The 22,758-nt window shown below is 37.0% G+C and carries 32 protein-coding genes; 19 read left to right on the forward strand and 13 right to left on the reverse strand.

Going from position 1 to position 22,758, the window contains the following annotated elements; translation table 11 throughout:
• Positions 1-39 precede the first annotated feature (39 nt).
• From Q7J54_00560 to Q7J54_00575, 4 genes are all read left to right on the forward strand, one after another.
• Positions 40-408: an EamA family transporter gene (locus tag Q7J54_00560; GenBank protein MDO8740047.1), complete on the forward strand. Its 369-nt coding sequence runs from the start codon at positions 40-42 to the stop codon at positions 406-408.
• A gap of 1 nt (position 409) precedes the next feature.
• On the forward strand, positions 410-754 hold the full coding sequence (locus Q7J54_00565; protein MDO8740048.1) for an EamA family transporter: 345 nt from the start codon (positions 410-412) through the stop codon (positions 752-754).
• A 1-nt stretch (position 755) separates the two neighbouring features.
• Positions 756-1,433: a UMP kinase gene (gene pyrH, locus Q7J54_00570; GenBank protein MDO8740049.1), complete on the forward strand. Its 678-nt coding sequence runs from the start codon at positions 756-758 to the stop codon at positions 1,431-1,433.
• A gap of 73 nt (positions 1,434-1,506) precedes the next feature.
• Complete coding sequence (locus Q7J54_00575; protein MDO8740050.1) at positions 1,507-2,091, forward strand: histidine phosphatase family protein; 585 nt, start codon at positions 1,507-1,509, stop codon at positions 2,089-2,091.
• Between the two features lie 51 nt (positions 2,092-2,142).
• Here the strand turns inward: Q7J54_00575 and Q7J54_00580 are convergent, their stop codons facing one another.
• The gene (locus Q7J54_00580) at positions 2,143-2,409 is read right to left on the reverse strand and encodes a hypothetical protein (protein MDO8740051.1); all 267 of its coding nucleotides are present in this window, start codon (positions 2,407-2,409) and stop codon (positions 2,143-2,145) included.
• A 57-nt stretch (positions 2,410-2,466) separates the two neighbouring features.
• Positions 2,467-2,721 (reverse strand): hypothetical protein, encoded by a 255-nt coding sequence (locus tag Q7J54_00585; GenBank protein ID MDO8740052.1) that lies wholly within the window; start codon positions 2,719-2,721, stop codon positions 2,467-2,469.
• A gap of 105 nt (positions 2,722-2,826) precedes the next feature.
• On the opposite strand from Q7J54_00585, the gene Q7J54_00590 reads away from it, so the two are divergent.
• Positions 2,827-3,141: a hypothetical protein gene (locus tag Q7J54_00590; protein MDO8740053.1), complete on the forward strand. Its 315-nt coding sequence runs from the start codon at positions 2,827-2,829 to the stop codon at positions 3,139-3,141.
• 8 nt (positions 3,142-3,149) lie between these two features.
• On the opposite strand, the gene cutA is transcribed toward Q7J54_00590, so the two are convergent.
• On the reverse strand, positions 3,150-3,455 hold the full coding sequence (cutA, locus tag Q7J54_00595; GenBank protein MDO8740054.1) for a divalent cation tolerance protein CutA: 306 nt from the start codon (positions 3,453-3,455) through the stop codon (positions 3,150-3,152).
• Positions 3,456-3,548: 93 nt separating this feature from the next.
• Here cutA and Q7J54_00600 point away from each other — a divergent pair, with 93 nt between their 5' ends.
• From Q7J54_00600 to Q7J54_00625, 6 genes are read left to right on the forward strand one after another with little or no spacing between them, the layout of a single operon-like run.
• Entirely contained in the window at positions 3,549-4,541 is a 993-nt protein-coding gene (locus Q7J54_00600; GenBank protein MDO8740055.1) for an NOP5/NOP56 family protein, read from the forward strand.
• Complete coding sequence (locus tag Q7J54_00605) at positions 4,538-5,215, forward strand: fibrillarin-like rRNA/tRNA 2'-O-methyltransferase (protein ID MDO8740056.1); 678 nt, start codon at positions 4,538-4,540, stop codon at positions 5,213-5,215. The genes Q7J54_00600 and Q7J54_00605 overlap by 4 nt, the downstream gene beginning before the upstream one ends.
• Positions 5,205-5,753 (forward strand): GNAT family N-acetyltransferase, encoded by a 549-nt coding sequence (locus tag Q7J54_00610; protein MDO8740057.1) that lies wholly within the window; start codon positions 5,205-5,207, stop codon positions 5,751-5,753. The genes Q7J54_00605 and Q7J54_00610 overlap by 11 nt, the downstream gene beginning before the upstream one ends.
• A complete protein-coding gene (gene cysS / locus Q7J54_00615; GenBank protein ID MDO8740058.1) occupies positions 5,744-7,147 on the forward strand; it encodes a cysteine--tRNA ligase in 1,404 nt (467 codons plus the stop codon). Before Q7J54_00610 ends, cysS begins: the two co-directional genes overlap by 10 nt.
• Complete coding sequence (locus Q7J54_00620; GenBank protein ID MDO8740059.1) at positions 7,144-7,281, forward strand: hypothetical protein; 138 nt, start codon at positions 7,144-7,146, stop codon at positions 7,279-7,281. Before cysS ends, Q7J54_00620 begins: the two co-directional genes overlap by 4 nt.
• A 2-nt stretch (positions 7,282-7,283) precedes the next feature.
• Entirely contained in the window at positions 7,284-7,766 is a 483-nt protein-coding gene (locus Q7J54_00625; protein MDO8740060.1) for a hypothetical protein, read from the forward strand.
• Here the strand turns inward: Q7J54_00625 and Q7J54_00630 are convergent.
• The 3 genes from Q7J54_00630 to Q7J54_00640 all read right to left on the reverse strand — a co-directional run bounded on the left by Q7J54_00630 (position 7,761) and on the right by Q7J54_00640 (position 11,184).
• Positions 7,761-10,190 (reverse strand): valine--tRNA ligase, encoded by a 2,430-nt coding sequence (locus Q7J54_00630; GenBank protein MDO8740061.1) that lies wholly within the window; start codon positions 10,188-10,190, stop codon positions 7,761-7,763. The two genes, Q7J54_00625 and Q7J54_00630, sit on opposite strands and share 6 nt — an antisense overlap.
• A gap of 50 nt (positions 10,191-10,240) precedes the next feature.
• Positions 10,241-10,651 (reverse strand): nucleoside 2-deoxyribosyltransferase, encoded by a 411-nt coding sequence (locus Q7J54_00635; GenBank protein MDO8740062.1) that lies wholly within the window; start codon positions 10,649-10,651, stop codon positions 10,241-10,243.
• A gap of 149 nt (positions 10,652-10,800) precedes the next feature.
• A complete protein-coding gene (locus Q7J54_00640) occupies positions 10,801-11,184 on the reverse strand; it encodes a hypothetical protein (protein ID MDO8740063.1) in 384 nt (127 codons plus the stop codon).
• 106 nt (positions 11,185-11,290) lie between these two features.
• Between Q7J54_00640 and Q7J54_00645 the strand changes: the two genes are divergently transcribed.
• Positions 11,291-12,502 carry a replication factor C large subunit gene (locus Q7J54_00645; protein ID MDO8740064.1) on the forward strand — a complete coding sequence of 404 codons (1,212 nt, stop codon included), beginning with the start codon at positions 11,291-11,293 and terminating at the stop codon, positions 12,500-12,502.
• Positions 12,503-12,671: 169 nt separating this feature from the next.
• Here Q7J54_00645 and Q7J54_00650 read toward each other — a convergent pair whose 3' ends face one another.
• From Q7J54_00650 to Q7J54_00660, 3 genes are read right to left on the reverse strand one after another with little or no spacing between them, the layout of a single operon-like run.
• Positions 12,672-13,061 (reverse strand): DUF302 domain-containing protein, encoded by a 390-nt coding sequence (locus Q7J54_00650; GenBank protein MDO8740065.1) that lies wholly within the window; start codon positions 13,059-13,061, stop codon positions 12,672-12,674.
• A gap of 3 nt (positions 13,062-13,064) precedes the next feature.
• Positions 13,065-13,349 (reverse strand): SHOCT domain-containing protein, encoded by a 285-nt coding sequence (locus Q7J54_00655; protein ID MDO8740066.1) that lies wholly within the window; start codon positions 13,347-13,349, stop codon positions 13,065-13,067.
• A 38-nt stretch (positions 13,350-13,387) separates the two neighbouring features.
• Complete coding sequence (locus tag Q7J54_00660) at positions 13,388-13,702, reverse strand: metalloregulator ArsR/SmtB family transcription factor (protein ID MDO8740067.1); 315 nt, start codon at positions 13,700-13,702, stop codon at positions 13,388-13,390.
• A 247-nt stretch (positions 13,703-13,949) separates the two neighbouring features.
• Here Q7J54_00660 and Q7J54_00665 point away from each other — a divergent pair, with 247 nt between their 5' ends.
• From Q7J54_00665 to Q7J54_00685, 5 genes are all read left to right on the forward strand, one after another.
• Entirely contained in the window at positions 13,950-15,476 is a 1,527-nt protein-coding gene (locus Q7J54_00665; GenBank protein ID MDO8740068.1) for a glycine--tRNA ligase, read from the forward strand.
• Between the two features lie 47 nt (positions 15,477-15,523).
• A complete protein-coding gene (locus tag Q7J54_00670) occupies positions 15,524-16,648 on the forward strand; it encodes a THUMP domain-containing protein (protein MDO8740069.1) in 1,125 nt (374 codons plus the stop codon).
• A gap of 6 nt (positions 16,649-16,654) precedes the next feature.
• Entirely contained in the window at positions 16,655-17,761 is a 1,107-nt protein-coding gene (gene tgt / locus Q7J54_00675) for a tRNA guanosine(34) transglycosylase Tgt (GenBank protein ID MDO8740070.1), read from the forward strand.
• A 61-nt stretch (positions 17,762-17,822) separates the two neighbouring features.
• Positions 17,823-18,107, forward strand: a complete 285-nt coding sequence (locus Q7J54_00680) for a DUF6516 family protein (protein ID MDO8740071.1) — start codon at positions 17,823-17,825, stop codon at positions 18,105-18,107.
• Positions 18,104-18,487 (forward strand): hypothetical protein, encoded by a 384-nt coding sequence (locus tag Q7J54_00685; GenBank protein MDO8740072.1) that lies wholly within the window; start codon positions 18,104-18,106, stop codon positions 18,485-18,487. Before Q7J54_00680 ends, Q7J54_00685 begins: the two co-directional genes overlap by 4 nt.
• Before the next feature lie 244 nt (positions 18,488-18,731).
• Here the strand turns inward: Q7J54_00685 and Q7J54_00690 are convergent, their stop codons facing one another.
• From Q7J54_00690 to Q7J54_00705, 4 genes are all read right to left on the reverse strand, one after another.
• Entirely contained in the window at positions 18,732-19,181 is a 450-nt protein-coding gene (locus Q7J54_00690; protein ID MDO8740073.1) for an HNH endonuclease signature motif containing protein, read from the reverse strand.
• Between the two features lie 60 nt (positions 19,182-19,241).
• A complete protein-coding gene (locus tag Q7J54_00695) occupies positions 19,242-19,901 on the reverse strand; it encodes an MBL fold metallo-hydrolase (protein MDO8740074.1) in 660 nt (219 codons plus the stop codon).
• Positions 19,902-19,989: 88 nt separating this feature from the next.
• Positions 19,990-20,952, reverse strand: coding sequence for an aminopeptidase (locus tag Q7J54_00700; GenBank protein ID MDO8740075.1), 963 nt, complete (start codon positions 20,950-20,952; stop codon positions 19,990-19,992).
• Positions 20,933-21,487 carry a hypothetical protein gene (locus Q7J54_00705; protein ID MDO8740076.1) on the reverse strand — a complete coding sequence of 185 codons (555 nt, stop codon included), beginning with the start codon at positions 21,485-21,487 and terminating at the stop codon, positions 20,933-20,935. The genes Q7J54_00700 and Q7J54_00705 overlap by 20 nt, the downstream gene beginning before the upstream one ends.
• Positions 21,488-21,579: 92 nt before the next feature.
• Here Q7J54_00705 and Q7J54_00710 point away from each other — a divergent pair, with 92 nt between their 5' ends.
• Both Q7J54_00710 and Q7J54_00715 read left to right on the forward strand, forming a co-directional pair.
• On the forward strand, positions 21,580-22,158 hold the full coding sequence (locus Q7J54_00710) for a hypothetical protein (GenBank protein MDO8740077.1): 579 nt from the start codon (positions 21,580-21,582) through the stop codon (positions 22,156-22,158).
• An 11-nt stretch (positions 22,159-22,169) separates the two neighbouring features.
• A complete protein-coding gene (locus Q7J54_00715) occupies positions 22,170-22,757 on the forward strand; it encodes a hypothetical protein (protein MDO8740078.1) in 588 nt (195 codons plus the stop codon).
• The last annotated feature ends 1 nt before the right edge of the window (position 22,758 follow it).

Genomic DNA, 22,758 nt, shown 5'->3' on the forward strand with positions numbered 1-22,758 from the left:
ATTTTCTAAGAATAAAATTAAAACTTTTAAAGGTGCTTGATGGCAACAAAAGCATGGGCAATCATACTGATATTCATCGTTACAATTCTTACATCAGTTGCCCAGATTCTCTATAAATTGGGCGTCAATAAAATTGATTCTTTCAGCTTTTATTCAGTAATAACCAACTATATATTAATAGGCGGCCTACTGGTATACGGCATTGCAGCCATTCTTATGCTCATTGCCTTTAAAGGCGGCGATGTTTCTGTCCTTTATCCCATAATTGCAGCAAGCTACATCTTTGTCGGTTTGTTGTCGATCTATTTTTTCGGTGATGCCATGAATATGCTTAAATGGCTCGGTGTTTTATCAATTTTATTCGGAGTTATTTTCATAAACCTTAAGCCAGCAGGAGGGAAAAAATAAAATGGGTACGCAGTTATGGGCAATCGGCCTTGTGATATTGGGCACAGTCATTGCAGCATTAGCTCCAATACTCTGGAAAAAGGCTTCAAATGAATTTTCAGGCATAAAAGTATACATGAATTGGAAATTTATTGGCGGAGTTGTATTATACGGCCTCGGCACAGTTGCATTCATTCCTGCATTGAAAGGCGGCGAATTATCTGTGCTCTATCCTTTTGTATCGCTGAGCTATGTTTGGGTCAGCTTGCTGTCAATAAAATTTTTAAAGGAAAAAATGACTTTGCTCAGGTGGATCGGCATAGGATTGATTATTTTAGGTGTTAGCTTTATCGGGATTGGGAGCTGAAATGAAAACAACTGTTGTTTCATTAGGCGGTTCATTGATCGTTCCAGACAGCATAGATGTTGGTTTTTTAAAAAATTTCAGAGCTCTTGTTTTAGGCTTTATTAAAAAAAACAATAAAATAATAATTGTATGCGGAGGCGGAAACGTAAATAAGAAGTACAACACTGCAGCAAAACAGATAACCGATATTGATGATGATGATCTCGACTGGCTCGGCATAGCCTGCACAAAATTAAATGCAGAGCTTGTAAGATGCATCTTCTCTGATCATGCTTATGAAAAAGTTGTCAATAACCCGACTGAAAAAATAAAAACAAATAAAAGAATAATTGTTGCATCAGGCTGGGAGCCAGGACATAGCTCTGATTATGACAGCGTATTGCTTGCAAAAAATTTTGGATCAAAAACAATAATTAATCTGACAAATATAGACTATGTTTATGACAAGGATCCAACAAAATTCCCGGATGCAAAGCCAATAAAGGAAATGACGTGGAAAGACTACAGAAAGATTGTCGGCGATAAATGGACTCCAAGGCTGAACGCCCCATTTGATCCCATTGCATCAAAAGAAGCTGAAAGATTGGGGATAAAAGTTATGATTGCTAATGGAAAAAATCTTGATAATTTAAAGAATATATTGGATGAAAAAGAATTCATCGGAACATTAATCTGTTAATGGATATGGCACACATCAATATTGAAATCAAGGCAAAATGATTTGATCATGGCCGTATTAAAAAAATCTTAAAATGAAGCAAACAATAGTCTATTTTGTCAGGCATGGAACAATTGAAAATCCCGGAACAATACCGGGGGATTATGATTTTAACTTGAATTCAAAAGGAAAAGCTGAAATTCAAAAAGCGGCTAATTGGCTAAGCAATAAAGATATATCTGCAATATATTCAAGCCCGATAAAAAGAACTCTTGAGAGCGCGGAAATAATCCAAAAGAAGTTTTTGAGTCTTAGAATAAATAAATCTTTTGAGATCAGGGAATGGATTAGGCCCTGGAGAGGAAAAGCCTATGAAAAAGTCATTAAAACAAGAGAATGGCAGGTATACCTTAACAATCCTACAAAATTAACTGGCTACCAAGATCTTAAGGGGCTATCAAAGAGGATGTTAAATTTTTTAAAAAAGCTATTAAAGAAACATTCAGCAAAAGAAATTGTTTGTGTTACACATCGAGACCCAATCGTGGCATTAAGATTAAAGCTTGAGAGAAAACCTCTAGATTTACTAAACAAGATTAGTTGTGAAAGAGGTTCCATTAATATTCTTTATTTTAATGGCGGTAAATTAAACAAAATAAGATACGTAGAACCAGAATGATTTCACCTAAAGAATAGAAATTTGTTTTTATACGCAATCTGGAATGAATATCTAAGCCATCAATCTATGCTCTATTGTCTTATTCACTTTATGCCCATTGCCAATTATTGTACTGCTTATCTTGCCGTTGTTCCATGAATCATGGCCTGATCCCTTGAACTTCATCTTTATATGCACTTTTCTTCCGCAGCCGCAGATTAAAGTTTTATAATGCAGATAACCTTTAAATTCAGAATCCCAGATTTTGTCTTTTAAGCTAGAGCCGCAGTACAGGCATGTGTCCTGCTGAGCTTCTGATCTTGCGATATGATGCGGCATATCTTGCGGAAAAGGCAGTGTTTTATAAAGTTTGTGAAATTGAAATCGTCAGGTCTTTTACTCTCTTATAAAATCATAAATCTCTTGTTGCTTTTCTGAATTCAGTGAAATATGAACTTCGCCCGTGGATTGCTTTGTTTTAATAAAACCTTTCTCGATCAGATCTTTTATAGCATCGTCAGTTTCTTTTGCACCTCTTAAATGTGTTGGAATGCACTTTTTGAGGTTAGTTAGCTCAGTATGCCTGCCGCCCCAAATGCCCAAGTTGACTAATTTTCTTAAGAATCGTTTCATTATGAAAATTTTGTCCATTTAAAAAATAAGGAGATAAAACATTTATAAAGTTTTGTTCTTTATTTGAAACGTATATGTTCCAAAATAGAAACATTTAAATATGAGCTCTTCTACCTAAGTATAATGGAAGAAACAATATTCACAAAAGCAATTGGAAACACGCCTAAAATAAAGGTATTGGAATTTTTGATAGAAGGCAGAGAATTAGATTACTCCATTTCCGATATTGCAGAAGGTGCTGGCATAGGAAGAACCACCTTATTCAGAATATGGGACGACCTAATAAAATCAAATGTAATAAAACATACAAGATACATTGGAAATGCCAAGCTCTACAAATTAAACATTGCAAATCCTTTTGTAAAGAAATTAATTGATTTGTTTGACACATTAGTCATCGCGCCATTGAACAAAAAGAAAATCGAAGTGATGCATTAAATAAATTTTTATTGTTTTGTTTCCTTTTCAACCCATTTTCCATATTCTTCATTTACATCAACATTCATCTTCATAATGCACGGCACTTCATAAGAATGGATCTTCTTGACTTCTTTCTTTATTTTCTCATAATTTTCATCTATTGTTTTAGCCAATACAACATATTCATCTGTTTCTTCTATCTTGTCTTTCCACCAGTAAAAGCTTCTGATCGGAAACATATTAGTGCATGCTGCAAGCCTATTCTTAACCAGATGCATAGAGATCTTTCTTGCTTCTTCTTCATCTTTGCAGGTTATGTAAATCAGCATCATGGCTGTAAAGTTATTTCCATTGTTTTTATAGTTTTTGATTTTGTCCGAAAAATACAACAATATTTAAAAACAAGCCTCTATTCTAAAGGGAATATGGAAACCATCATTTACACAAGCTGCATCGGGGCATTTGCATTTGACCAGAACTTCAATCTAGTTGATAAGCTGGAGTTTGAGGATATAAAAAATATTGACTTCAGTGAATGGCTGAATGAAGAAAAAAACTTAATAAAGAAATATTCAAAAAACAAAGTGTTCTTCCTTGGTTTAAAAAAAGAGAAAATGCCCAATGTTATTCTGACGCAGGACATCAGAAAATTAGAGGCAGTATCGGAATTTTTAATGAAAAATAATTATTCCGGCAGGATAAGGGAGATCTGCATAAATAGGACAAAAGAAAAGGTCAAGGACTCTGTAACAAGCGATCTTCTCATAATCCAGGCAGTGAGCAGCATATCTGAAATTGAAAAAACAACAAGCACTTTAGTGAAAAGATTAAGGGAATGGTACGAGCTGCATAATCCTGAATTCTCGCGCTCAGTTGAGGATCACCAGAAATTCATCGAAGCTATCTTAAAGAAAAATAAAAAAGAGCTGCTGGGCGAAATAAAAGTCAAAATAACAATGGGGGCTGATTTTGAGAAAGAGGATCTGGATGCCATGTTTAATTTGGCAAAAGAGCTTGAAAATATTTATGCCTTAAAAAACAAGCAGGAAGAATACCTTGAAAAGATAATGAAGAAAGCAATGCCTAATGTCACAGAAATAGCAGGCTCATTTATCGGAGCGCAGTTAGTTGGGCATGCAGGCTCTCTGCAGAGGCTTGCTGAGATGCCTTCCTCTACATTGCAGCTGTTGGGAGCTGAAAAGGCATTGTTCAGGCATTTGAGAAACAAGAAAGCATTGCCTCCAAAATACGGAGTGCTGCACGAGCATCCTTTAATAGCAAAAAGCAAGAGATCAATGCACGGCAAAATAGCAAGGGCATTGGCTGATAAGATCTCATTGGCTGCAAAGCTTGATTACTTCAAAGGAGAGTTTATGGGAGATAAATTAAGGAAAGCGTTGGAGGAGAAGTTTAAATGAAGCCAACAAAATTCCCTGGAATATTTTTTGAAGAAACAGACGGAAGAAAAACATTCTACACTAAAAATCTCACTCCGGGAAAGCAGGTTTATGGTGAAAAGCTTGTTGCAGAAAGCGATATTGAATACAGGGAATGGGATATAAGAAGGAGCAAGCTTGCTGCTGCATTGATCAAGGGCATTGACCAGCTCGGCTTCAAGGAAGACTCTAAAGTTCTCTACCTTGGAAGCGCAACCGGAACAACTGTTTCGCATGTTTCCGATATTTGCGATAAAGGAATGATCTTTGCAATAGATTTTGCTCCCAGGGTAATGCGGGATCTGATGTTTTTGGCTGAGCGGAGAAAAAACATAATTCCGCTATTGGCAGATGCAAATAAGCCAGAAGAATATTACTCGTTTATTCCGGCAGCCGACATCATTTACCAGGATGTTGCCCAGAAAAACCAGGTTGAGATATTCCTGAAAAACATTAATTTGTTTCTGAAAAGCGCAGGCTATGCAATAATCGCTGTGAAATCAAGGTCAATTGACGTGACAAGAAGCCCGAAAGAAATATTCTCCATTGTCAGAAGAGAGCTTGAAAACAGCCTCATTGTTGTTGATTACAGAGTTCTCGATCCATTTGAGAGGGATCACTGCATGTTTGTCTGCAAGAAAAAAAATGCTGCCTAAAAAGATAATTGGAAAACGGATTTATTTAAGGCAATTAAAAAAATCAGATGCAAAACAGCTGGTTAAGATATGCCATGATAGGTCAATCCACAGATCCACCCGCGTGCCCTACCCTTACAGATTAAAAGATGCTCTGGCATTCCTGAAAAGAACAAGCGCAAGAAGAAAACATAGGAGTGAAATTGTTTTCGGGATAATCAGCAAGGAAACAAAAGAGTTGATGGGCACTGTTTCTTTTGTAAGAACGAATAATAGAGACAACAAAACAGAGATAGGCTATTTGATCGGAAAAAATTACAGAAATAAGGGCTATGTGAGTGAAGCTGTAAGATTGTTGCTTGATTTTGGCTTCAGAAAAATGAAATTCCACAAAATCTATATAAATTGCGCAAAAGAAAACAAGGCATCGAAGCGGGTTATTGAAAAAGTTGGCTGCAAAGAGGAAGCTTTATTAAAAGAAGATATTTTTGTAGGAGGAAAGTACCATGATTGTTATATCCACAGCATATTAAGGAAGGACTGGTTAAAATGCCATTAAAGCTTTTCAACACATCGATAAGGAAAAAAGAATTATTCAAGCCAATAAATAAAAATGAAGTAAAAATGTATTCATGCGGACCAACGGTATATAATTACCCGCACATCGGCAATTACCGGGCTTATTTGGCTTCTGATCTATTAAGGCGTTATCTGGAATATAAAGGATTTAAAGTAAAGCAGGTCATGAATCTTACAGATGTCGATGACAAAACAATAAGGGACTCGCAGAAAGAAGGCATAACGCTTGATGAATTCACAATAAAATACAAAAAAATCTTCTTTGATGATCTTGAAACATTAAACATTGAAAAGGCAGAATACTATCCTGAAGCCACAAAGCATATCAGGGAAATGGTTGAACTAGTCAAGGCATTGCTAAAAAAAGGCCATGCTTACAAAGGCGAAGATGGGTCAATCTATTATGATATCTCAACATTCAAGGAGTATGGAAAATTGGCCCATATCAAAGTTGATGAATTAAAAGCCGGAGCAAGGGTAAAGCATGATGAATATGCAAAAGAAGAAGCATCTGATTTTGTTTTGTGGAAAGCATGGGACGAGCATGACGGAAATATTTACTGGCAGAATGAGCTTGGAAAAGGAAGACCAGGCTGGCATTTGGAATGCTCTGCAATGTCAATGAAATATTTGGGAAAAACATTTGACATCCACACAGGCGGCATTGATCTTATTTTTCCGCATCACCAGAATGAGATTGCGCAAAGCGAAGGAGCAACTGGAAAGAAATTCGTGAATTACTGGCTCCATAATGAATGGCTTCTTGTCGAAGGCAAAAAGATGTCAAAGTCATTGGGAAATTTCTACACTTTGAGGGATGTCATAAACAAGGGCTACAAGCCGAAGGCAATAAGATATTTGTTGATCTCAAATCACTACAGGCAGCAGCTTAACTTTACTTTCGATGAATTGAAATCTGCAGAATCAACAGTTGAAAAGTTCAGGGATTTTATTTTAAGCTTAAGAGATTACAAAGAGGTAAAAAAGGAAAATAGTAAAAAAATAAAATTATTGATAAAAAAATCAAAAACAGGGTTTGAATCTGCAATGGACGATGACTTAAACATTTCAGTTGCATTATCGCATATTTTTGATTTCATGAGAGAAATAAATATTTTGTTAACAAACAAGGAAATGAGTGAAAAAGATGCAAAAGTGATCCTTGATTTCATTTTTTCAATTGACAAAGTGCTTGGCATAATGGAAGAGAAAGAAGAAGTGCTGCCTTCTGCAATTAAAAAATTAATAGAAGAAAGGGAAACTGCAAGAAAAAATAAGAATTGGGCAGAAGCAGACAGAATAAGGTCAGATCTTGCCAAAAAAGGAATTCAATTAATGGATACTCCAGAAGGCGCAAGGTGGAAGAAGATATGATCAACTGCATCAACAAAACAAAAAACGAGAAAGAATGCACATGCCCTGACACAGACTGCGAAAGGCACGGGATCTGCTGCGAATGCATAAGCTATCACAGAAAACACGGTGATGGGCCTAATTGCTTGTTATGAAAATGAAAACTTCAATCAGGAAAGGCTTTGGTTTCGGATTGACATCGGGCATTATAACCACTCTCGGCTTGATTGTTGGCCTTAATTCCAGCACTCATTCTTCATTCGTCATTATCGGCGGCATTCTTGTGATAGCAGTAGCAGATGCCTTTTCAGATGCATTAGGAATGCATATGTCTGAGGAATCTGAAAACAGGCACACAACAAAGCAAATCTGGGAATCCACAATCTCAACCTTATTCTCTAAGTTCATTTTTGCATCAACGTTCATAATCCCGGTTTTATTATTTCCACTATCCACTGCAATAATTGCCAGCATACTTTGGGGCCTGTCATTGATAGCAATATTCAGCCACTACATAGCCAGAAAGGAAAAAACACAGCCTTACAAAGTGATCATAGAGCATCTTGCTATTGCTATCATGGTCATAATTATAACACATTATGTCGGAGATTTTGTGAAAATTGTTTTTGGCGGATTATAAATCAATAACATTCTCAAAATCAATCTTAGAATCCTTCTTCAATTCTTCATAAATCATTTCCTGAACTTTTGCCGTAGCAATTATATCTTTCTCAACCTTTTTGAAATCTTCTTTTGAAATCTTCCCTCTTAAGATCATCTTCTTAACCGGCTCTTTCAAGGAAATCTTCTTCTCGGATTTTGCCTGCCTTGCAGCTTCAACAGCATAACACACTAATTCGCCTATTTTTTCAGCATTTTCATCAATCAGTTTTTTATCGCATTCAGGCCACTCTGAAATGTGTATGCTTTTTGCTTTCTCTTTGTCCGCAAAATATGTCTGAAAGATTTCTTCTGTAATGAAAGGCATTATTGGCGCCATGAGTTTTAATATTGTCAATAATGACATGTATAACGTATACTTGGCAGATTCAACAGCATCTTTTGAATAAGTCCCTACATTATACAACCTGTCTTTTATAATTTCAAGATAATAGTCGCAGAAAACATGCCAGAAGAAGTTTTCTGTTTCAGCTTTTGTTTTTGAATATTCATATTCATTAAATGATTCAGTGGCATTTTTAATGATCTTGTTCAATTTAGACAGCAGCCACCTGTCAATCATCTCCAATTTTATATTTTTGCCTTTTTCATATTTTTCCAGATGAATAAAGCAGAATTTTGATGCATTCCATAGTTTTATTGTGAATTTCTGGCCTGTAACCAAATCTTTCTCCTGGTAAGGCAGATCCTCTCCTAATTTAGAGCCAGCTGCCCAGAATCTAAGGCAGTCAGCGCCATACTTGTCAACCAAAGACTGCGGCTCAACAACATTTCCCTTGCTTTTTGACATCTTTTTGCCATGCGGATCCTGCGCATGCCCTGCAATCATGACATCTTTCCAGGGGTTTATTTTGTAATGCAATTGCGATTTAACAACAGTATTGAAAAGCCAGAATGTTATTATATCATGCGCCTGCGGCCTTAATGACATCGGATAAAGCCTTTTCTGTATTTTTTCAGGCATCAGCTCAATTGCGAGCCTTGGCGTCAGTGATGATGTTGCCCATGTATCCAAAACATCTTTTTCTGGAATAAATTCATCACAGCCGCATTTAGGGCATTTTTTTACAGGCGGATTGTCTTTCAGAGGATCAACCGGCAATTGCTTCTCCTCAGCTAAAATTACTTCATTGCATTTCCTGCAGTACCATAATGGAAACGGAACTCCAAAGAACCTCTGCCTTGAAATACACCAGTCATACTTAAGGCCATGAACCCAGTTTTCATATCTTACTTTCATATATTCCGGGTGCCAATTAAGCGCATTTCCCCATTTTATCATCTCGTCCTTCAGGTCAAGATATTTGATAAACCATTGGTCTGTTGTCAGTATCTCAATATCTGTGCCGCATCTTTCATGAACATTAACCACGTGCCTTATAGGCTCTATTTTTTCAATCCTTTCTTCTTTTTTCAGGTCATCTGTAACAGCGCTCCTTGCCCGCTTTATAGCCATTCCTTTGTATTTTCCTGCTTTTTCATTTAATGTCCCGTCTTTATTTTCAATCTCAATAGCAGGGATTTTTTCTCTCTCAAGCCATACTACATCATCCATATCGCCAAAGGTGCAATGATAAACAGCTCCTGAGCCAAAATCCATTGCAACATCCCTGTTTGCTTTTATCGGAACCTTTCTGTTGTAGAATGGGATAATTGCTTCTGCTCCTATGAACTCCTTGTATCTTTCGTCATCAGGGTGCACATGAACCATTACGCATGCCCCCATCAGCTCTGGCCTTGTTGTTGCTATTATTATCTGCTTTTTTATTGTCGTATCGAATTTCATGTATATTAATTGAGAATCCTGTTCGCTGTCTTTCATTTCTACCTGGGCTATTGCCGTCTGGCATTCAGGGCACCAAAAGAACGGCGTCCTCTTTCTGTATTCTCTGCCTTTTTTGTATAGGTCTATAAAGCTTTTTTGAGATATTTTCTGGCAATGCTTGTCTATCGTAGTATAAAATATAGACCAGTCGCAGCTTATGCCTATTCTTTTCCAGTCTTGCAGATATGAAGGCCTAAGCTCCTTTTCTAATGTTTCAAGAACCAGATTTATGAATCCCTCCCTGCCTAAAGCAACATCCTTTACTTTCTTTTCTTGTTCTATTAGCCTTATTGTTGCCAGCCCGTTATCATCTGTTCCGAAAGGATAGAAAACATTCTTGCCGAGCATTCTATGGAATCTTACAACAAAATCCTGCTGAGAATAGCTGAATGCATGCCCAAGATGCATTTTCCCGCTGACTGTTGGCGGCGGAGTGTCAATTGAATAGATCTCCCTCTTTTCATCATTTGGATCAAACTTGTAAATTCCTTCCTTCTCCCAGTATTCATTCCATTTCTTTTCAGCTTCTTTGAAGCTGTAGTTCTGCGGTAGTTCCATAGCAATAGAATTTAATCTGTTGTTTTTAAAGATTTTGAAAAATTTATGGTTTATTTTAGAAATTTATCAATTATTTTCTTAGCTTCATCAATATCACGATATTCAGCAAGTGTAATTTTTGGACAACCTGCAATCATAGCAGACACCATTTTTACAGCTTGCGGGTGGTACAGGCACAGAACGCGCTTGTTGTTTTCCACAGCCCTGCCTATTTCATACCCCACTCCCAAGCTCGGAGTTGACACTTCTGCGATTAAAATATCTGAAGAAAGAATCCATTTTAAATCCCTGTCATGAATATGGCCGTCTGTTATTCCGTCTTCATCAAAAACTTTAAGGTTTTTATCCCCTACATGCTCGGTAAGGACCTCTCCATGCTGTTTAAGATGATCTATCATCTGAAGATACAGGTCAACATCATGCCTTCCGCCGCGGATTGATCCTGCAAAGTAGATTTTCATAAGACATTATGAAAAAGAACATCTATATAAAATTAATCAAAAATTCATCGCCATTCCGTTTATCATCTTAGGCACAGAATTGTTATACTGCATAACCAAAAATGATTTTTTTAGCTTTTTTGTTTTACAATATAACAAAGCTCAGCAATCTAAAAATTCATCGCCATTCCGTTTATCTTCTCAGCCATCCTGAAATAAGTTATTGTCTTGTCTCTCTGTATGTTGTTTATCCTGTCCTTTACGCTTGATAAGAACTTGGTCATCTTGTCTATGATCTCTTCATCATTCAACCTTACAACAACTATTCCGCCAAGAGGCCCTTCCTCATCGTCAAAGCTCTTCTCCTTGATCGACTTCTTCATCTTTGACAGGATGTAAAGCGCCAGATCCCCTGGATTTCCTATCTTGTCCTTTTTAAGAAATTGTTTTTCCTGCCCGTTATTGTCTATTGTTATTTTAATGTCCATAATGGTCTCCCTTGGAGAATAATTGCAGATCTCAATTTTCTTGAATTTAACATCTATTGTTTTCATCTTGCCCTATGTTTGTTTTTATTTCATTGTTTATATGCTTTATTATTCTGCATTTCACATATTCCAGTATAAAAACCTTAATAAACAAACAGTCATTACTTCCCTTATGGAAGAGTTGTGGGCCAATAAATATCTGCCGAAGACAATTTCTGATGTTCACGGCCAGGATGCAGCTTTAAAGCAGCTGAAGGACTTTGTCTTTAATTTCAAAAACAAGAAAAAAAGGGCTGCCATCGCTTACGGCCCGGCAGGAAGCGGAAAAACAGCTGCTGTCTATGCAATTGCAAATGAAATTAATTTGGAGATTGTTGAAACAAGCGCTGCTGACTTCAGAAACGAAGAGCAGATCAACCTTAAAGTCGGCAATGCAGTGCATCAGATGAGCTTATTCTCAAAAGGAAAAGTTATTTTGATTGATGAAATTGACGGATTAAGCGGCAATGAAGACAGGGGCGGAATACAGGCAATAATAAAATTGATTGAAAAAACAACCTTTCCCATAATCCTGATTTCAAATGATCCATGGGGCAACAAATTCAGCTCGTTAAGGAGCAAATCAGAGCTTATTCAGTTTAAATCTCTGGATGTTTCAGATGTTTTTAATGTTCTCAAAAAAATAGCTTCAAAAGAAGGCATAAAGTATGAAGAGCCTGTTTTGAAGAGCCTTGCAAGAAGAGCTGCTGGCGACTTAAGGGCAGCAATAACTGATCTTCAAATGCTGGCAGATGAAAAGAAAGAATTGGTTAAGAAAGATGTGGAAGATGTTGCAGAAAGAAACAAGCAGGAATCCATACTTAATGCGCTTGTAAAGGTGTTCAAGATCAAAGATGCTAATATCGCTGTAACAGCATTTGAAAATGTTGACGAGGATATTGATAAATGCTTTCTATGGGTTGATGAAAACCTGCCGAAAGAATACACTGATCCTGAAGACCTGGCAAATGCTTATGACATGCTCAGCAAAGCAGATGTTTTAAGAGGCAGAATCTCAAGATGGCAGCATTGGCGCTTCCTCGATTATATAAACACTTTATTAACAGCAGGTGTTGCTGTTTCAAAGAAGCAGAAAAACAGCGAATTCATAAAATACTGCCAGACAACAAGGATCCTCAAATTATGGCACGCTAAAATGAAATACATGAAAAGGAAGGACATAGCGAAAAAGATCGCATTGAAAACACATTCTTCGCAAAAAGAAATAATCAAGGATACGCTGCCTTATATGCAGGTCATATTCAGGAAAAACAAAAAAGAAGCAGAGAGGATTGCAGATTATCTCGATCTAAATGAAGAAGAAAAAGATTGGTTGGGAAAATAAAGCGAACTATAGACATTCTGTCAAAAACCACCCATCATAGATGGGTTGCATGTAGCTACGTTACATCGTATCAGGTGGTTTTTGAGCATGCTCAGAATTTTCCACATACAAAAAAGTTGGCTTTCTGCCACCAGTCAAAGACTGGATGGAAAATTCTGACATTTATACTTCACCTAGCATTATCTATCACTTCAATAATGTCTCTTTCTACCTCTTCGGCTTCCTGTCTACTTATTTCTGGGAAGAATTGTGAGATTATAGTCGGCTTCATCCCCATTATTTTCACTTTTCCTTCATCCTCCAAAACATTGATTTTACAAGGCATACAAAGAGAGGATAGTTTGTTCTTGTTCAAGAATTGATTGGCATATTTTCCAGAACAGATTTCAATGATCTTTAACGGTTTCTGTTTAAATCCCTTTACCGCCAATATTTCTTTGTAGTCATATACTTGGAATATTGCCCAACCTTTATTTTCTACAGCCTTTCTTACTGAAACAACTGCTTCATCAAAACTCTTTTCTGTTTCAACTATATGTGCAAAATCTTCTATTTTCATTTTTCACCTGCCTAATTCTCTCTTCATTTCTTCATACTGCTTTTTTGTAATTTCTCCAGAAGCATATCTTCTCTTCAGGATTGTTAATGAATCTGACCAATTCTCCTTGGATTGACTTGCATTGATTAAGGTAACTATGAGCCAAATGATAAGCCCCCAGAAGAGCAACATAAACAAAAATCCAAAACCCATCATGCCATAGCCGCCCATTCCAAATCCTGAGAAAAGAAACAACAGAATAACTGCAGCAATTACAACCCATAACAATGTATTTTTATCTTTTTCCATCACTATCGCCCCATTAGCTCTTTTTTCATTCTAACATCTTACAAATTCTTGACAATTCTTCCATTTTCCTTTAATTTTTCAGTCAAAACTTCCCTTATGATATCAAACGCCTTAATGATTTTTGGATTTGTGAGTTTGTAATAGATATTTTTGCCTCGTCTATTTGATGTAACAATGCCTTTAGACTTCATAATAGACAAATGCTGAGAAATATTTGATTGACTTAATTTTGTTTTCTCTATCAATTCAGTGACTGAAAATTCTTTATCTCTCAATAGGTTCAATATCTCCAGCCTAATTGAATTTGAAAACACCTTGCACATTTCAGCATGAATTTCGTATAACTCTTTCATAATAGCATATTAGAATATTCTTATATTTAAATATCTTTCGGTTAAGAACGATGGAGGGGGCATATAAAATTTTGAATCAGCATTTAAAGAAAACTGGCGATTTTACCTTAAATGGATCAGTATAGGCATTATTTTTGCTTCTATTGTGGCTTTGACAAGATATTACAAATAATTAAATCATATCCAGCAGACTTGACAGCTCAAATAAAAGCAAATTTTAAATACCCCTTCTGTTTTCAAACGTGCTATGGCATTGACAATCGCTGACATGGCAACATTCTGCAAGAGGAAAGGCTTTGTTTATCCTGATGCGGAGATCTATGGCGGAATGGCTGGATTCTGGGATTACGGCCCATTGGGAGTTGAATTAAAAGGCAATATAAAAAAAGAATGGTGGAAAACATTTGTCCAGCAGAGGGAAGATGTCTTCGGAATTGACGGAGCAATAATAACAAGCGCAAAAGTATGGCAGGCATCCGGCCATGCTGACTGCTTTACAGACATCTTGGTTGAATGTAAAAAATGCCATGCAAGAATCAGAGGCGATTCATTGGTTGCAGATCTTCTCAATATCGCTGCAGAAGGATTGTCAGCTACAGACATTGACAAATTAATAAAAGACAACAACATAGACTGCCCAAACTGCCATGATGATTTTGAGAATGCAAAGCAGTTCAATTTGATGTTCAGGACAAACATCGGTCCAATTGAAAACACAAATTCTCTTACTTATCTAAGGCCGGAAACAGCGCAGCTCATCTTTACAAATTTCAAATTAGTCCAGGAAAACTCAAGGGCAAAGCTGCCTTTCGGAATAGCGCAGATGGGAAAGGCATTCAGGAATGAAATAAGCCCAAGAGACTTCTTATTTAGGTCCAGGGAATTCGAGCAGATGGAGATTGAATTCTTCACTCATCCGGATAAAACAGACGAATGTATTTTCTTCAGCGAAGTCCAGGGCATGAAAGTGAATGTTTTAACAGCAGATGCCCAGAAAAAAGGCGGGCAGCACAAGGAAACAACAATAAGCGAGCTGGCTGAAAATAAGCTTGCAAACAAATGGCACGCTTACTGGTTAGCATCATTCTACAAATGGTTTACCGATTTGGGCATCAAAAAAGAAAACTTAAGATTAAGGGAGCATAAAGAAGAAGAATTAGCTCATTATGCCGGAGCATGCTTTGATATCGAATACAAATTCCCATTCGGCTGGAAAGAGATACACGGAAACGCTGACAGAAAGCAGTTTGACCTGAAGCAGCACATGAAATTCTCGAAAAAGGATCTGGGTGTTTTCGATGAAGCTACAAAGCAGAAGGTTATTCCGTCTGTTGCATCTGAGCCCTCGCAGGGAGTTGACCGTGCCTTATTGGCATTCATGTTTGACGCATACGAATACGATAAAAAGAGAGAGAATATTGTTTTAAAGCTGCATCCAAAATTGGCCCCAGTAAAAGCAGGCATCTTCCCATTAATCAAAAAAGAAGGCCTTGACAAAAAAGCAAAAGAAATCCTGAATGATTTAAACAAAGAATTCAACTGCTTTTATGATGAATCAGGCAGCATAGGAAGAAGGTATGCGAGGCAGGACGAAAACGGAACTCCGTATTGCATCACAGTTGATTTTGACAGCCTGAAAAACCACGATGTCACGCTAAGAAACAGGGATGATACAAAGCAAATAAGAGTAAAAATCAAGGATTTAAAAGAAACACTAAGACGGCTGGTTAATTCTGAGCTTGAATTTGAATATGCAGGCCACCCATTGAAATAGATTCAGCTCCTATATGCTTTATATAGGGAGACATTTTACCATTCTTTATGCAGGGCTTGGCTATTGTGAACAAAGGCATTGAAAATACTGCCGCTTTGGAAATTAAGGAATTGATTAAATCAAGCCCTGAAATAAGGGAAAGCTGTGTTATTTTCGGCATTAAAGATTTTGATGATCTGGCCAAATTATGCTATACAGCCCAGAGCGTCAACAGGATTCTCTTTTTATTGGATTCTTTTAAAATAAATTCTGTTGAAGATATCAAAGAAAGGATTGAAAAAATAAACTTTGATAAATTTTTAAATAAAAACAGGACCTTTGTTGTAAGATCTGAAAGAATCGGCGAGCATAGCTTTACAAGCTCCGAGATTGAAGCAGAAACAGGCGAATTCATCATTGAAAAAATAAAGAAAGACAAAAAATACACTCAAAAAGTCGATCTGAACAATCCAGGTATTATTGTTTTCGTCTACATCTATAATGATGACTGCTACATGGGCATAGATTTTGCAGGAAGAGAGCTTGATAAAAGGGATTATAAAATATTTTCAGCACCTAATTCATTAAAGGGAACAGTTGCATATGCTCTTGTAAGAATCGCCGAATATAATAAAAAAGAAATAATTTTAGACCCATTCTGCCTGAGCGGCGAGATTCCAATAGAAGCAGCGATGTTTGCCAATAACTTTCCGGTCAATCATTTCTCAAGAGACAAGTTTGCATTCAATAAGTTTTTGAAATTTAATTTTGAGAAGATCGATAAAAAAATAAAAAAGGCCAGATTAAAAATAATGGGCTTTGCTTCGCTTACAAATCTCAAATCCTGCCAGAAGAATGCGAAGATTGCTGGAATTGAAAAATCAATCGGCATTACAAAGATAGATGTTGACTGGCTCGACATAAAACTGAAGAAAAACTCAATAGATAAGATAATAAGCTATCCCCCCCAGATAAGCATTGCAAGAAACAATGAAAAAGACATTGAGAAAATATACAAAGAACTATTCTACCAGGCAGAATATATCCTGAAGAAAAAAGGCATGGCTGTTTTATTGACAAGGAAAGATGAACTGCTGAAAAAATATGCCGAAGAGTATAAATTCAAGCTGATCAATGAAAAGACCATTATGCAGGGCAAAGAGGAAATGAAAGTTTTGATATGGGAGAAATGAATCAGAATGTATAAAATTCTCAAAGAAGACCCAAAAACAAAAGCCAGAATAGGTAAATTAAAAACAAGGCACGCTGCAGCTGAAACTCCATTTTTCATGCCGGTTGCGACAAAGGCAAGTGTAAAATTAATAACATCTGACGAACTTAAGGAGATGGGTGCAAAAGCGATAATCTGCAATTCTCTTGTCTTGTTTTTAAGGCCTGGCCTTGAAATAATAAAAAAAGCTCATGGCCTGCACAAGTTCATGAATTTCAATGATGTGATTTTTACAGATTCTGGAGGGTTTCAGACAGCAGATAAGTCATTTGCACCAGTTATAACAAACAATGGAGTTTTGTTTAAAAGCCCTTTTGATGGGGTGCCTCATCTTATAACTCCTGAAAAAGCAGCCAATATACAGGAAGAGCTTGGCTCAGATGTTGCAATGGTATTAGATGATATGCCTCCTTACGGGAAAAGCAAGGACTATGTTATTGAATCGCTAAAGAGAACTCATGACTGGGCATCAAGGTTTAAGAACTTTCACAAAGATTCAAAACAATTGGTTTTTGGCATAACGCAGGGAGGAACTTTCAAGGATCTGAGAAAAATAAGCTGCGAATTGATTTCAAAGCTCGATTTTGATGGAATTGCATTAGGCGGATTGTCAATTGGAGAGCCAAAAAAATTAATGTACGGAATGATTGATTACTCTGAAAGATTTCTGCCAAAAGACACGCCCCGCTATCTGATGGGAGTTGGATCGCCAGAAGACATCATTGATTGCGTCAGCCACGGCATTGATGTTTTTGACAGCTGTATGCCGACAAGGAATGCAAGGCACGGAACATTGTTTACGTCGAATGGCAAAGTCCTGATTGAGAATAGGGAATATAAGGAGGATTTTCGCCCATTAGATAAAAACTGCGATTGCTATGTCTGCAAAAATCATACAAGAGCATATCTAAATTATCTGATTAGGATGAAAGAGCCGACAGGATTAAGATTGGTAAGTTATCATAATGTCTATTTCGTACAAAATTTAATGAAAGAGATCAGGACAGCAATAAAAGAGAACGGGTTTGAAAAGTTCAGGAAAGAATTTTTGAAAGGGTATTTGAAAAAGAAATAGATATGATCATTTTTCTCCAAAAACCAAAAGGTTTATATAGGGGTATACCATACCATATGGTGTGTCAGAACTCATATTCAGCCACAAGCACAGGGATAAGAATTACATAGTTGAAATCGACATTTACAAGGTTGAAAAAGATGAGTTTCACCCAGAGGGATTCCAGTATTCGCTTGCTTTGATTAAAGACGGAAAAAGAATATTGGGCTATGACAATCATGAAAGAAAAGGCCACCACATTCACAGAGGCAATATGGAGCTGCCTTACGATTTTGTTGACGAATGGAAATTAGTTGAAGATTTCCAAAAGGAAGTTGAAAAAATAACAAAAGGCGAGGTAAAATGAAAATCAAAAACATAACAGTCGAGGTAAAGCCGCTTAAGGATGTTCTGAAGGAAGCGGCTGAAGCTATGAGTGAAGTTAGAAAAGGAAAAAGTATAAAGGCCAGAAAAGGGCTTAGTTTTGGCAGCGTGGAATCCTTCAGGGAATTTTTTACTCCGAGAAGAATCGAGCTGCTGCAGGTTATAAGGCATAAACATCCGAAATCGATCTATGAATTGGCTAAATTAACAAACAGGGATATAAAGAGCACAGCAGTTGATATTAAGATTCTTGAAAAATATGGCTTAATAGATACGAAAAAGGTGCATGTTGAAGGCGGTGTAGGTTACAAGGTGATGCCTGTCTTTGATTACGACAAGCTGACAGTTGACATTGCTGTGTGATATGTATTAAATTCTGTAAACATCGGAATCTGTTAAACGCCCCGAGCGAAGCGACGAAGAAGTGCGAACGCAGGGGTTCAGTAAAGTTTTTATAGAAGGTCATCTATTGACGTATTATGACATCGTTTTTAGCAAGAGGAAAAAGAACAAAAACTAAGCGACCTATTAGTTTTAGAACTTCAAGTGGTCAGAGAGTTAGTTTTGGAGCCAGAAGAAGACCAAAAAGAAGAACAAGAGTTAGTTTCTAAAACCTAAATTGGGGCATTTTATTTGATTGTTGTATTCCAAAAGGATTTGCAGGTTTTCTTGGACTTTTTCTAGTTTTGGATTTCTTTGTACTTTCACTTTCAGATTTAGGGAAATATTTTTTGTATCTTTCGGGATAGATGTTTTTCATATAAACTTTCATGTTAGTTTTCGACATCCCTAGATTACATTCAGTACAAACAAGTCTGGAATTTTCAGGGGTATAAGTCCCGCCAGATGCTCCAGCCTTAATTCTCCCAACGTGGACAGCAGGAGACCAACTAAGGCTTTCCCCACAACAAAAACATTTTCCCTTATATTTATCAGCTCCCCACCAACGTTTTCTTATCTTATTTCTCGTTGTTGAAGGACACTTCTTTTTACTTTTAGAATTAGGTTCCCAAACATTCATAGGTCTTGTTCCAAAATCAAATAGGTTTCTTGGCATAATAGTTCACCTCTATCTTCAACATAAACTAACTGGTATTTAAATATTTCTTCAAAATTTTTACAAAATCCTCACATCTCCTTTATACAGCTGCCTGAATTTCTCAGCATCATTTGCAGATCCGACAATTGCTCCGTAATGCATCGGCACTGCTATCTTCGGATTTATGATCTCAGCAGCCTTTGCCGCTTCCTCTGCGGTCATCACATAAGTTCCAGAAACCGGCAATAATGCGACATCGATATTTGTGATGTTTTTCATTTCAGGGATCAGATCAGTATCTCCAGCGTGATAGATCCTCTTCCCTTTGATTGTTACAATGAAGCCGACCCATTCGTTTTGATTCTGGTGAAACGGCAGCCCTGGTGCCCTGAACTTGTTTACATTATAAGCGGGAACTGTCTCTATAGAAACATTGCCGATTGTCAGCTTTGCTCCGGGCCTTACAATTTTCACTCCCTTAATTCCAGAAACAACAGTGGACAGCTTTGACTGGCAGTCTGCAACTGTAACTATTGTTGTATCCTGCTTAACAAGCTTCTGTATGTCTTTTATAGAGCAATGATCATAATGCTCATGCGTTATCAGAATAATGTCTGCTTTTTCATCTGTATTCACATTAAATGGATCAATATAAATTGTATCGCCATCAGTTATCTTAAAGCCAGCATGGCCAAGATGCTCAATTTTGACACCATCTATGTTCAGTACATTCGACATATTGCTCACCACATGATTTTCTATTTTATTTTTAGCACAGCCAATGAAAAATATAAAAAGTATCAAAACAAAAATTAAAAATACATTGTTATATAAGTAATTTGCCATTTTTCATTATGACTTTTCCATCAACTTCTATTGTTGGCCTCTTAAAAACCCCATCCAAGTGTACAGGCACATTTACTTTGCCGCCATATGACGCATTGTTGCCCAATGCAATATGCGCAGTCCCAAAAACTTTTTCATCCTCTAAAACATTGCCTATGATCTTCGCCTTGTCGTTCATTCCAATGCCGAGTTCAGCGATATTATATGCATTTTTATTTTTAATCTTTTCCAGTTCTTTTTTCAGCTTTAATGTAGTTTTTCCGCCTTCAATCTTCACAGCAAATCCATTCTTAACAGTTATTCTTACAGGCTTGTCAACTTTTCCCAAAATAGAAGCGTCAACAATAAAAACGCCATTTGATTTTCCTTCATTCGGAGACAAAGAAACCTCACCTGCAGGAATATTTCCCCATGTCCCTTTTTTAATGTAAAGCCCAGCAACATCCCCGTGCAGTTGCCTGTTTTTTATATTCAATGCAATGTTTGTTCCCAATTTTGTTTTTATTTTCACAATTTTCTTGTTTTTTAAAAAAGAAATCAGCTTTTTGCTTCTTTCAGAAATCTTTGAATAATTAACAGAAGCTGCTCTTAGAAACATATCATCATTTATACCGGGCATTGAAGCAAGCCTTGCTCCTTTTTTAGTTGCATTTCTTCTTGCTTTTGTATGAGACAGGGATTTTGTTGTTGCAATCATTATTATACTGTGCTTCAGCATCTCTTTTGCAGCATGCAAAGGCGGCTCTTCTCCATGCTGCTTTCCAACCGGGATCTGCAGCAATTTTGCCTTAGAAATTCCTGATGCAGCCTTGAACAAGGCATCTGCGATGCTTTTCTTATTTTCATCAAAAACAATCAGGCAGGAATCCTTTTTAGCCAGGCCCATGCATTTTTTAAGTATTTTCAACGCTGCTTTTTGCAAATCATTTTCTTGCAACATCATACTCCATTTCTTCCAGCTTTTTAAGGTTCCACTTTATTTGGTCTGCCTTTTTCCTTAAATCACCGTTTCTTAAATCAAACTTCAAGAATTCGCCATAAATTTCATCAACAAGATCCTTTATTTTCTTAGCTTCGCTATACCTTTTATTTATCACGTCCTTCACAGCTTTTCTGACCAATTCGCCAGTCAGATCGCAAAGCCCCATCAGATAAGCTGTAGTTTCAGCTCCGAGCTCTTTTCGTGAAGGCATCTTATTATTCTTAACAAACTCATAAAATACAACAGCTTCAACAAGCTCCTGCATTGCAACAGCATCCATCTCAGTATCATAAAACTTCAAGGGCAGTTTCTTTGCTTTTTCCTTTATCTCTTTTACCAGCGCATCAGCAGAACTTATATCGTCCCTTTGCACAGCATAAATTATCTGCTTGGAAAGCTGTATTATATCTCTGGATTGCCTTATTGTCTTCTCTCTTTCTTCATCAAATTTCTTCAGTTCTTTAATTATGTCTTCAAATTCTTTTTTATTCAGCATTTTATATCAAAATGCATAAAATCTCCCCTCTTTATAAACCTTTTTAAAAACGAAAAGTTTATATACGAACTATAATAGTAAGACACTTAAATATGGCAACCTCTACATTTCGCGGAATAATAGAGTTTTTTGACAAAATAGGCATTTACGATGTAGTTCTGCCTTTCCTGCTTGTATTTACAGTTGTCTTCGCAATTCTTGAAAAAACAAAGCTTTTCGGAACAGAAGATGTTGGAGGAACAAAATACACGAAGAAAAACCTCAATGCAATGATGTCTTTTGTTGTTGCTTTCCTTGTTATTGCTTCAACAAAGCTTGTAGCAATAATAAACCAGGCATTGGGCAATGTTGTAATATTCCTCATCATCATCCTGTCATTCCTGCTTTTGATAGGCTCGTTCTTCAGCGAAGATGAAAAAGTATTTCTTGAGAAAGGCCCCTGGAGAACAACATTCATGATTGCGACTTTAGTGGGCATAATACTGATTTTTCTGGCAGCAATACCTATGGACTCGGGAGGAAGCTGGCTCGAATGGTTCTGGGATTGGATGAATGATCACTGGCAGAATGACTGGGTTGCAGCGATAATTTTCATAATTGTAATAATTATCTTCATCGCCCTGATAACAAGAGGGGGCGGCGGGAAGAAAAAAGAGGAAAAGAAGGAATAAAGGAGGTTAAAATGGTAAGTGGCGTTTTGGCAGATGTTATAATGAGGCTTGAAGATTTGGGCTTAACTGATGTTTTGCTGCCTTTCTTGCTGATCTTCACAATAATATTTGCGATATTTCAGAAATCAAAGATACTTGGAACTGACAAGCAGAATTTTAATGTGATCATAGCATTGATAATTTCCTTGCTTGTTGTTATACCGCACGTTACTGATAGCTATCCTGTAAATGCAGATCCTATCCAGATAATAAACCAGTCAATCCCGAATGTTGCTGTTGTTATAGTGGCAATATTGATGGTGCTTATGCTGATGGGTGTGTTTGGGGTTGAGTTTACATGGGCAGGCAGGGTCACAGGCGGAATAGTGATCATAGCATTGATAATTGTAATTGCGATTTTTGGAAAAGCAGCAGCATGGTGGGGGGAAGGAGTTTCGCTTCCGTGGTGGCTCAACTGGCTGGAAGATCCAAATACCCAAACACTGGTTGTGGTCCTTATTGTGTTCGGCATCATAATCTGGTTCATCACAAGAAGCGGAGAGCGAAGTCAAGGAACTGGATTACTTGAAGAATTCGGTAAATTGTTCAGTAGAAAGTAAA

Source organism: Candidatus Woesearchaeota archaeon, from assembly GCA_030651135.1.
In the GTDB taxonomy this organism is placed as follows: domain Archaea; phylum Nanobdellota; class Nanobdellia; order Woesearchaeales; family JACPBO01; genus JACPBO01.